General features: G+C 61.0%; 10 protein-coding genes. 1 reads left to right on the top strand and 9 read right to left on the bottom strand.

The features are described 5' to 3' along the window. Positions 1–79: 79 nt before the first annotated feature. From ABJK70_RS15870 to ABJK70_RS15830, 9 genes are all read right to left on the bottom strand, one after another. A complete protein-coding gene (locus ABJK70_RS15870; protein ID WP_077730692.1) occupies positions 80–1,315 on the bottom strand; it encodes a patatin-like phospholipase family protein in 1,236 nt (411 codons plus the stop codon). Between the two features lie 54 nt (positions 1,316–1,369). Beyond that, positions 1,370–1,543: a YqaE/Pmp3 family membrane protein gene (locus tag ABJK70_RS15865; protein ID WP_086134154.1), complete on the bottom strand. Its 174-nt coding sequence runs from the start codon at positions 1,541–1,543 to the stop codon at positions 1,370–1,372. Positions 1,544–1,795: 252 nt separating this feature from the next. Continuing rightward, positions 1,796–1,945, bottom strand: a complete 150-nt coding sequence (locus tag ABJK70_RS15860) for a hypothetical protein (RefSeq protein ID WP_168175433.1) — start codon at positions 1,943–1,945, stop codon at positions 1,796–1,798. 266 nt (positions 1,946–2,211) lie between these two features. Further along, the gene (locus ABJK70_RS15855) at positions 2,212–2,445 is read right to left on the bottom strand and encodes a glycine zipper domain-containing protein (RefSeq protein WP_347258444.1); all 234 of its coding nucleotides are present in this window, start codon (positions 2,443–2,445) and stop codon (positions 2,212–2,214) included. Between the two features lie 57 nt (positions 2,446–2,502). Continuing rightward, positions 2,503–2,625: a hypothetical protein gene (locus ABJK70_RS15850; protein WP_347258443.1), complete on the bottom strand. Its 123-nt coding sequence runs from the start codon at positions 2,623–2,625 to the stop codon at positions 2,503–2,505. Positions 2,626–2,644: 19 nt separating this feature from the next. Further along, on the bottom strand, positions 2,645–3,652 hold the full coding sequence (locus ABJK70_RS15845; RefSeq protein ID WP_347258442.1) for a formylglycine-generating enzyme family protein: 1,008 nt from the start codon (positions 3,650–3,652) through the stop codon (positions 2,645–2,647). 27 nt (positions 3,653–3,679) lie between these two features. Continuing rightward, on the bottom strand, positions 3,680–6,034 hold the full coding sequence (locus ABJK70_RS15840) for an arylsulfatase (protein ID WP_347258441.1): 2,355 nt from the start codon (positions 6,032–6,034) through the stop codon (positions 3,680–3,682). Between the two features lie 266 nt (positions 6,035–6,300). After that, complete coding sequence (locus ABJK70_RS15835; protein ID WP_077730687.1) at positions 6,301–7,047, bottom strand: hypothetical protein; 747 nt, start codon at positions 7,045–7,047, stop codon at positions 6,301–6,303. Between the two features lie 90 nt (positions 7,048–7,137). After that, positions 7,138–7,713: a MarR family transcriptional regulator gene (locus ABJK70_RS15830; protein WP_077730686.1), complete on the bottom strand. Its 576-nt coding sequence runs from the start codon at positions 7,711–7,713 to the stop codon at positions 7,138–7,140. Positions 7,714–8,211: 498 nt separating this feature from the next. On the opposite strand from ABJK70_RS15830, the gene ABJK70_RS15825 reads away from it, so the two are divergent. Next, positions 8,212–9,032, top strand: an 821-nt coding sequence (locus ABJK70_RS15825) for a hypothetical protein (RefSeq protein WP_347258440.1), incomplete at its 3' end; no start/stop codon positions are given.

The raw sequence follows: 9,032 nt of genomic DNA, 5'->3' as shown, positions 1-9,032 counted from the left end.
ATCCGACCGCGACCGGAGCGCCCCGGTGCCGTCCGTTCGACTTGAATTCCGATGCCGTCGCGGCTTCCGAGCATTCCGCTCAAGGCGGCTCGGTGCGCCAACTCGAAGGATTCGCACCCATGCGTTCCCCGAGGTCCGCCAGGGCGTTCATCGTTTCCTTTACGAACACGCCCGGTTTCGGCGGCGTCCAATCGGCGGGAACCGAGATGACCCGGATCTCGACATCGGCGCCTCTCTTCAATTTCGAAATCTCGGCCAATGCGTAAAGATGGCGTAGCGCGTTGACGGTAGCCGACTGGGTCGCCAGGTTGGTGCTGCGGCGCATGATGGCGGCCCAGGTCTGCCGGGTGATTTGCGGCAGAAAACGGAACTGGTTGTTGAGGATGACCCAGTAACGCTGCTTGGGGATCGGCAGGTCCGGGTAAGTCTTCTTCCAGACCGCCGAAAAGCTGTCTTCGTCGTGCGTTCTCGCGCCATACAGGATATTTCCGGTCACGCCTCCATCGACATACAGCCGGCCGTCGATCTCGCGCGGCGGGAAGACGCCGGGCACCGCGGCCGACGCGAGGAGGATGCGGTGCACCCGATCCACGTCACCGGTCCGGAGAGCACTTCTCGCTTCCTCGACCACGTCCCAGGCGCGCATGTCCCCATCATCGAGATTGGTGGTATTGACCAGCAGCATACGGTTGCGCCTGCCTTCCCGGACGATGCGGTTCAGAAACTCCGAATCGATCGCTTCCGCGATATCCCGCTCCAGCCCCGGAATGCGGGTGAACGACGCGTAGCGCGGCAGGAAGAACAGAAGCCCTCGAAGTTTCACGATGTCCGGACGCGGTTCGCGGTACATATTCAGGACCTGATCGATGGTCCGCTCGGTTCCGAGAAAAGCGAACGGCGCGATCAAGGCGCCGGTGCTGACGCCGGTCACGACGTCGAATTCGGGACGTGCCATGGGCCCCTTCGGAACCCGTCCCCAGCCCTTGAGAAAGCCCGCGCCGAAGGCTCCCCAGTCTCCGCCTCCGGAGATCACGAGAGCGTCGATTACAGGCGGTTCGGATCTGACACCCAGGACATAGTCGTCGTACTCCTGCTTGGCCCGCGTGACGAGCCGCGGCGTGAATCCCTTGATTTCCGCGTTGACCAGACGGTCGCTGGCCTCTCGGGCGCTGAGCAGTTCCTGCTGCGAAAGCGACGGACGCAAGGCGGGACCGCAGCCCGCAGCCAGGATCAGCAGGACGAACAGCAGGCACTTGAAAAGGTTTCGGACACTCATGATCGCGAGCACGACGCGACCGACGATCAGGCTAGCCATCCTGCCAATGCCGGCGTTTTGGCGGATAACTCGCCGGTCGGCGGCCGTTTCCGGTCAACGAGTGAGGATGATGTAAAGAGCGTGAATGACGCCTGGGACGAAGCCCAGCATCGTCAGCAGAATATTCAGCCAGAAGGCGCCTGCAAGCCCGACTTCCATGAAGACGCCCAGCGGCGGGAGAAGAATGGCGAAGATAACCTTGAAAACATCCGTGAAGGTGACCGTCATGATAAGACCTCGCGTTGAAGTTCTGGCGGATTGAATGCAATCCGGTCAAGGCAATGCGAAGGGACTCTTTCGTTTTGACCGAAGCGGCGCCGAAAAAATTGCGTTCCAGCGTGCCTGAATCGGAACCCGAGCCGGCGCCAAAGCTTTCCCGGATGTATCGGTTAGGCTGACTATCAGCGTCCCGGCTGGCAAGGGCTCGAATTTTCGCTATCGCTGCATCGCTTTCCGACGAAGCGAGTGAAACTAGCCCCGTTATCCTGCGGCGCCGATAGCCGACGAAACGGCGCGAAGGATGACAAGGTCGAAACGCTGCACGATATCGGCATCGAAACGGATGTTGATCCGCCAGGGCATATACGGCCGAATCCGATCCTTGCCAAGAAGGCATTGTCTTGCGGACATGGGGGCTTTGCGCTTGCGGCCATTATTGGTTGTCGAATGAAGGAGCGGAAATACGGGCATTAACGTATCCGTCGGAGCACGACGGGTTTCGCGCCGGACTCGCTTTCCTTGATCTTGCCCGATTCGAAGGGTATGGCTAATGCCGATGGACGTTCCTCGTCAAAGGTCGACGATCATTCGTTCGATCCTGCCCACATCGATATTCGAGTCGTCGGCGGCGCGGTGTTTTCCATCTTTCCCGGCATGCGTCCCGAGTGGCCCGGCGGTTACGGATTGGTTTGCGGTTGTGGCTGGCGTCCCTGCTGATAACCCTGCTCGTAAGCCCGTTGTTCGGACTGTTTGTGCTTGTCGTAGAGATAACTGCCCACCAGTCCGGTGCCCGCGCCGATGGCGGCGCCCAGGCCGGCGTTGCCGGCGATGGCACCGATCGCCGCGCCGGCGCCGGAAAACAGCACGGTCGCCAGGAGGATGGCTTTGGAAAAGAAGGTTGAGGCTCGCATGACAGCGCCCTCCATCGGTTGAAAAGCAGAAACTTCGGAAATCCTCGGTTGGGCGCATCATGCCGCCGCCCCGATCCTCGCCTGCAGAACCAGCAGGATGAACACCCCGACCAAAGCCGGCGTCAGGGCGACCAGAAACCCCGGCATACAGCCCGGACGCTCGCCGACTCCGGCGATCACGCCGAACTCCAGGCTTCACTTACGGCTCGGTTTGGCCGGTTCTGCCTGTCGCCCGCACGATGCAGCGGAAGCCCACATGGCAGGTGGAGGTATCGACCGGTTCCGGGAAGCGGGCCGCCGGGCGGTAGCGGCGGCAGTAATTCTCCGCGCAGAGATGGGAACCGCCCTTGAGCACCTTGCGCGGAATCCGGATCACGGGCTCACAGGGATCGAAGCTAGCTTCCTCCCGCCCGCCGCGCGGATTCCTGGGAACGCAGCAGGCCGCTTGCCGCGCGGACGGGTGGCCGGGTTCGTACCAGTCGGCGGTCCATTCCCAGACGTTGCCGATCATGTCGTACAGGCCGTATCCGTCGGGCGGAAAGGCTCCCACCGGGGAGGTGCCCTCGTAGCCGTCGACGACGAGGTTTTCCCAGGGAAACCGCCCCTGCCAGTAATTGGCCAGCATCCTGCCCTCCGGCGCCAGTTCCTCGCCCCAGGCATAGGCCACGCCGTCCAACCCGCCGCGGGCGGCCCGTTCCCACTCGGCTTCAGTCGGGAGCGCCTTGCCTTCCCAGCGGGCAAAGGCCTCGGCGTCGGCAAAAGTGACGTGGACTACCGGATGCCGCTCCAGCCCTTGGAGGGAACTCTCGGGGCCTCGCGGATGCCGCCAGTCGGCGCCTTTCATGTAGGACCACCAATTTCCGATGTCGCGGAGATTCACCGGCCCCGGCGGCTTCACGAACACCAGCGAACCGGCGTAGATCATGTGCGGCAAGGCGCCTGGGTAATCGGCCGGGTTCGGCGGTATTTCGGCGAAGGTGACATGCTCGGTGGCGGCCACGAAGCGGGCGAACCGCTCGTTGGTCACCGGAAAGCGGTCCATCCAGAAACCGTCCACCGCTACCCGGTGCGCCGGGGCTTCCTCCGGATAATGCCGGTCCGATCCCATCAGAAACGTGCCGCCGGGGATCCAGACCATATCGGGGAAGGGCGGCTCGGGGGCAGGGGAGGCGAAGCGGATCGCCGTCTTGGCTTCGGTGTGGATCATGGTTGAAATCCTTGTACCGTATGCCTTTCACTGCCGGGTGATGATCGCCCGCAATTCCGCCTCCTTGTCCTCGATCAGTTCGCCCGACACGTCCACCGTTACCCGGTTCAGCTTGCCGCTGAAGGCGAACGGCACTTCGTATCGGGAGGTCACCGGAGACGCCGCGTCGTGGCCGCAGGTCAGCCCTTCGCCCAGGCTGATGAGAAGCGGTACGGTGACGGGAAGTTCGGCCTGTCCGACGAGTTTGCCGTCGATGTAGAGCTGGCCGCGGCCCGGCGCGCCTTTGCCTTGGGCGAGGTCGGGCCGGCCGGTGGGTTCGAACTCGAAGCGCAGCTCCGCCTTTCCCTGCGGTACCTCCGCGTCGGATTCGACCGCGAACTCCTCGGTGCCGACGTAGTTGTGCACGTAGCACAGCTTTTTGTCCTTGACGAAGAACGAGTACCCGCCGGTACTGCCGCCGTGGGCCAGCAGCACACCCTCGGCGCCATCGTGGATTTCTACCTCTGCGCTAATGCTGTGCGGCCGGTTGAGGACCTTCACCGCCACGTTATCGGGTACGGGCGAGGTATCGGGATAATAGATGTACCGCTGCCTGCCCCGGGTAAGCTGGGGACGTTCCTCGGCGAATCGCTGGGTGCCGCGGCTGTCGAGGGGCAGGACCTTGTATTTGCCCGCTTCGACATACCACATGGCGATCATTTCGATCAGTTTGTCCCGGTGCTGATCGGCCAGATTGCGGGTTTCGGAGAAATCTTCCGCCACGTGATACAGCTCCCAGCCGTGGGCATCCAGTTCGCGCAGTTTTTCCTCGGTAATCTCCATCTGTCCGAAGGACATTCCGGACTCGGCAAAGGAGGGCCCCGGAACGGGGCATACGGCGCGCCAGCCGTCGTGGTAGATCGATCGGTGGCCGAACATCTCGAAATATTGGGTGACGTGGCGGTTTTCCGCCTTCCCCTCGTTAAAGGTATGAGCAAAGCTCACGCCCTCGATGGGCGATTGGGCGACGCCGCGGATTTCCGCCGGCGGCTCGATTTGCAAGGCGTCCAGTACCGTCGGCAGCAAATCGATGGCGTGAGCGTATTGCGGGCGGATTTCCCCTTTTGCCTGGATACCCTTTGGCCAATGCACGATGAAAGGATCGCTGACGCCTCCGCGGTAGGTTTCCCGCTTCCAGCGCTTGAACGGGGTGTCGCCCGCCCAGGTCCAGCCCCAGGGGTAATGATTGAAATACTTCGGGCCGCCCAGATCGTCCAGCGCCTTGAGATTGGCTTCCAAGGACTCCGGCACATTGTTGAAGAACTTGTTTTCGTTGACCGAACCGGTGGGGCCGCCTTCGGCGCTGGCGCCGTTGTCCGAGATCACCATGATTAGAGTATCGTCCAGTTCGCCCAGGCTTTCGATGAAATCCAGCAGTCGGCCGATGTGATGGTCGGTATGCTCCAGAAACCCGGCGAAGACTTCCATCATGCGGGCGTACAGCTTTTTCTCGTCCGGCGTAAGGCTGTCCCAGCGGGCCACGTCGGGGTCGTGGCGGGATAGTTCGGTGCCCGGCGGAATAAGGCCCATGTCGAGCTGTTTTTGGTGGACCTTGTGCCGGTAAGCTTCCCAGCCGTCGTCGAACTGCCCCCGGTAGCGGTCGGCCCATTCTTTCGGCACGTGGTGCGGAGCGTGCATGGCGCCGCTGGCGAAATACAGGAAAAACGGCTTGTCGGGGGCCGCCTGCTTGGCATCGCCGATGAAACGGATGGCCTGATCCGCCAGGTCTTCGGTGAGGTGGTAGCCTTCTTCCGGCGTTTTGGGCGGTTCGACCGCGTGATTGTCGTGGACCAGGTCCGGGTAATACTGGTGGGTATCGCCGCCCAGGAAGCCGTAATACCGCTCGAAGCCCCGTCCCAGCGGCCAGCGGTCGTAAGGGCCGGCGGCGCTGATCTGCTCCGCCGGGGTGAGATGCCATTTGCCCACCGCGAAGGTGTTGTAGCCCTGGCGCTGGAGAATCTCCGACAGGAAGCCGTTTTCGAAGGGAATGATGCCGTTCGCGCCCGGATAGCCCATGGAGCCCTCGGTGATGCAGGCCATCCCGTTGGAATGGTGGTTGCGCCCGGTCAGAAGACAGGACCGGGTAGGCGAGCACAGCGCGGTGGTGTGCATATTGCTGTAGCGAAGGCCGTTCGCCGCCAGCCTGTCGAGGTTCGGCGTCCGGATGGGCGAACCGTAACATCCGAGCTGGCCGTAACCGGTGTCGTCCAGCACGATGAACAGCACGTTCGGCGCTCCCGGTTTGGCCCGCAGCGGCTCCGGCCATGCGGGCGAGGAGGTCTCGGGCGTGCGGCCGACGACGCCGGGAAAAGCGGTTCCGGGTTTGTATTCCTTCAAAGACATGTCGTACCTCCACTTGCAATGCCTTGCGGGCGGTTTGGTCGATTTTGGGGACAGCGTCAATCCATCACGCGGTAGCTTTCCGCCCCGAGGTGTGAAATGCGGACGGCCCTAAGAAGATGACGAAATTGATCGGCACCGGTCACTGTTATCCATGGTTTCGCTCCTTGAGCCGGAAGTGCTGCGATCAAATGTTTATTTTTGTTAACGTCGACTGTAAATGACATCTGTACGAGCACGTAGTCATCTTCGACGCGGATGGCACGGGCTCAGTGCGCCTGGATAGGAACCCGAGCCGGCGTCAGAGCTCGTCCGGATGTATCGGTTAGGCTGACTATCAGCGTCCCGGCTGGCAAGGGTTCGAATTTTTGGAAATACAGCCAACCGGCCACCCACCCGCCGGGATTCAGCACCCCTTCGGGCAGGGCTCGCCGCATCATTTCGAGACTGGGCAAGTCGGACCCTTGCCAGTAATTCGAGTGGCGCGGGTTATAGGATTCATCGTGAGGAAAAGGACCTTCATGAGCCGGAACGGTGGGATAGAGCGGTTTTAGGTAAGGCGCCACATGGAAATCCCGAAAACCGAATTCCGGATCCACGATCGGCGGGTAGGCCACGGGAGTCAGCATCGGCAGCGTGCCGGGAACAACCGGCCCCCTGTCTTTCGCTTCGACCGGAAAGACCGGCAAGGCGGAGAACTCGTTCCCGGTGGGCGCCGCACGCACCTTGAAGTCGCTGTAGCGGATCAGTAGCGCGCTTTCACCGCGGTTGTCGATTTTCAAGTGTACGGGTGTGGTCTTGAACTCGATGGCTTTGGCTCCCGGCCACGATTCCGGCCGGGCGACGATCCGGACCGGGGAGATGTCGGACGCCACTTCTTTCTCGACCGGGCCGAGTTGCGCATAGTCAGGGATGGGTTTGACCACTGCCGCGTCCCGGCACGACATCAGCGGGACCGAGATCATGAACGTCGCTATCGCGGTGACGAGCACCGGATGCCGGCTCGGAAGTTCCATGTCCAAGACCTCTTTATTTTTTCGGGACTTACGAAAATTAGTCTCGATCCCGGCGGGAAAGTTCGAGCACGGATCGGCCAAGGCGCATCGCTAGTCCGCCGTCTTTCGAGGCTTGCGCCGGCGCATCGTCGTTCTCGTCTCCGATTCGTGACCGCTTACGCCCAAAGGCTGCATGGCGGCTTGTTCGTCGCTGATCTGCATGGCCTCCACCAAAAGATCCAGGTTTCGGGTCAGAGAGATCAAAACCGGATCCGGCAATTCGGTCAGTGCCTGTAGCAACAGACCCTGCCGGGGTTCGGGAGTTTGCTCCACGAGGGCTTGCCCTGCTTCCGTCAAATAAAGGCGTACCACCCGTTGATCGGGATTGGTTCGTTCCCGCCGGATCAGCCCTTTCTTTTCCAGCTTGACCAGCAAATTGCTTACGGTGGATTGATGAACCGACATGGCTCGCGCCAGCTCCGACACTTTCATTCCGGCGTTATTCGACAACTCCGACATCGCCCAAAGCTGGGCGTAGCTGACTCCGCAGCACGATTCCACCCACTGCGAATGCTGTTGCACGGCACGGAAAATCAGGCGAAAGCGTTTGAGCGCTTCGTGGGGCCGTGCCGTCGGTTCGGCAATTTCCGGCGAATCTTCTTGCGGTCTGTATTCAATCGTTTTCATGTGTCCGTCATCAAAATCTATTTGGCGTGCTACGGCCTATTGCCGCTGCACGCTTCACTTGGAAGCGCCGGTTCTCTTTGCGGGCTTGCGGGAGAGAATGGTCGGAGTACGGACGGCGGTCCGGGACTCCCCGGATTCGACGGGCATCCCGACGTATATTTGCACAAATCATTTTTGTGCAAATATACTTACCCCCCCGTGAGAAGCTCCGACCATGTGCCGACGTGATGTGACAGTTTATTGCCCTCTGACGCACAGGACGTCGGGACATCGGGTTTCTCACGTTCTTACCAAGAGAGTCGTCTTCGTTAAGCGGGGGATGGTCGGAATAAGGGGGGACACCTTATCGGGTAGCCCGAATGCCGCGTTACCCGGTCGAAATCTTCCGTTGGCGGCTTTGAAGCCTCAGTCCTCAGCGAGATGGAAACGCTCGAGTCCAGTGCACGTCTCAGTACCTGCTCCTTAACAACTATACCTAATTCTCGGCGGAAATATCTTATGAGTATCTCTCCCAAGAAAATCTTTACGGGATTCGATTCGACACGCTACACGGCGTACAACCTCGGCAATTTTCGCGAAATCCCGCAAATGGCACGGCTCAGTGAGGAGCAATTGTTCGAAATCGAAGTCGTGGGGCGAGTGCTGCCCTTCAAGACCAACAATTTCGTGGTCGACGAGCTGATCGACTGGGATAACATCCCCGACGATCCGATGTTCATATTGACCTTTCCGCAGCGCGACATGCTGTTGCCGCACCATTACGAGGAAATGGCGGAACTCGTGAAAGCCGGCGCGAGTCCGGCACTGATCCGCGAGGCGGCGGACCGTATCCGCTTGGAGCTCAATCCCCATCCGGCGGGCCAGTTGGATCTTAACGTCCCTCATTTGAACGGCGAACCTTTGCACGGCATGCAGCACAAATACCGGGAGACCGTGCTGTTTTTTCCGAGCCCGGGCCAGACCTGCCACGCCTACTGCACGTTCTGCTTTCGCTGGCCGCAGTTCGTGGGACTGTCCGGCTTGAAGTTCGCGAGCCGCGAAGCGGAACATCTGGTCGCCTATCTTAAGGCGCATCCGGAAGTGACCGATGTGCTCTTCACCGGCGGCGATCCGCTGCTCATGTCGGCGCGGCGGCTGGCCGATTACCTGGAGCCGCTGATCGCGGCGGATCTTCCCAATCTGCGGCATATCCGGATCGGCACCAAGGCGCTCTCCTATTGGCCTTACCGCTTTCTCACCGACGCCGATTCCGACCACATGGTCGCGCTGCTTCGGAAAGTGGCCGCCAGCGGCAAGCATCTGGCAATCATGGCCCATTT

The organism is Methylocaldum sp., from assembly GCF_039794385.1.
Lineage (GTDB): Bacteria > Pseudomonadota > Gammaproteobacteria > Methylococcales > Methylococcaceae > Methylocaldum.
Note: the sequence above shows the minus strand (reverse complement) of the source record. Positions and strands in the feature narration are given on the sequence as shown.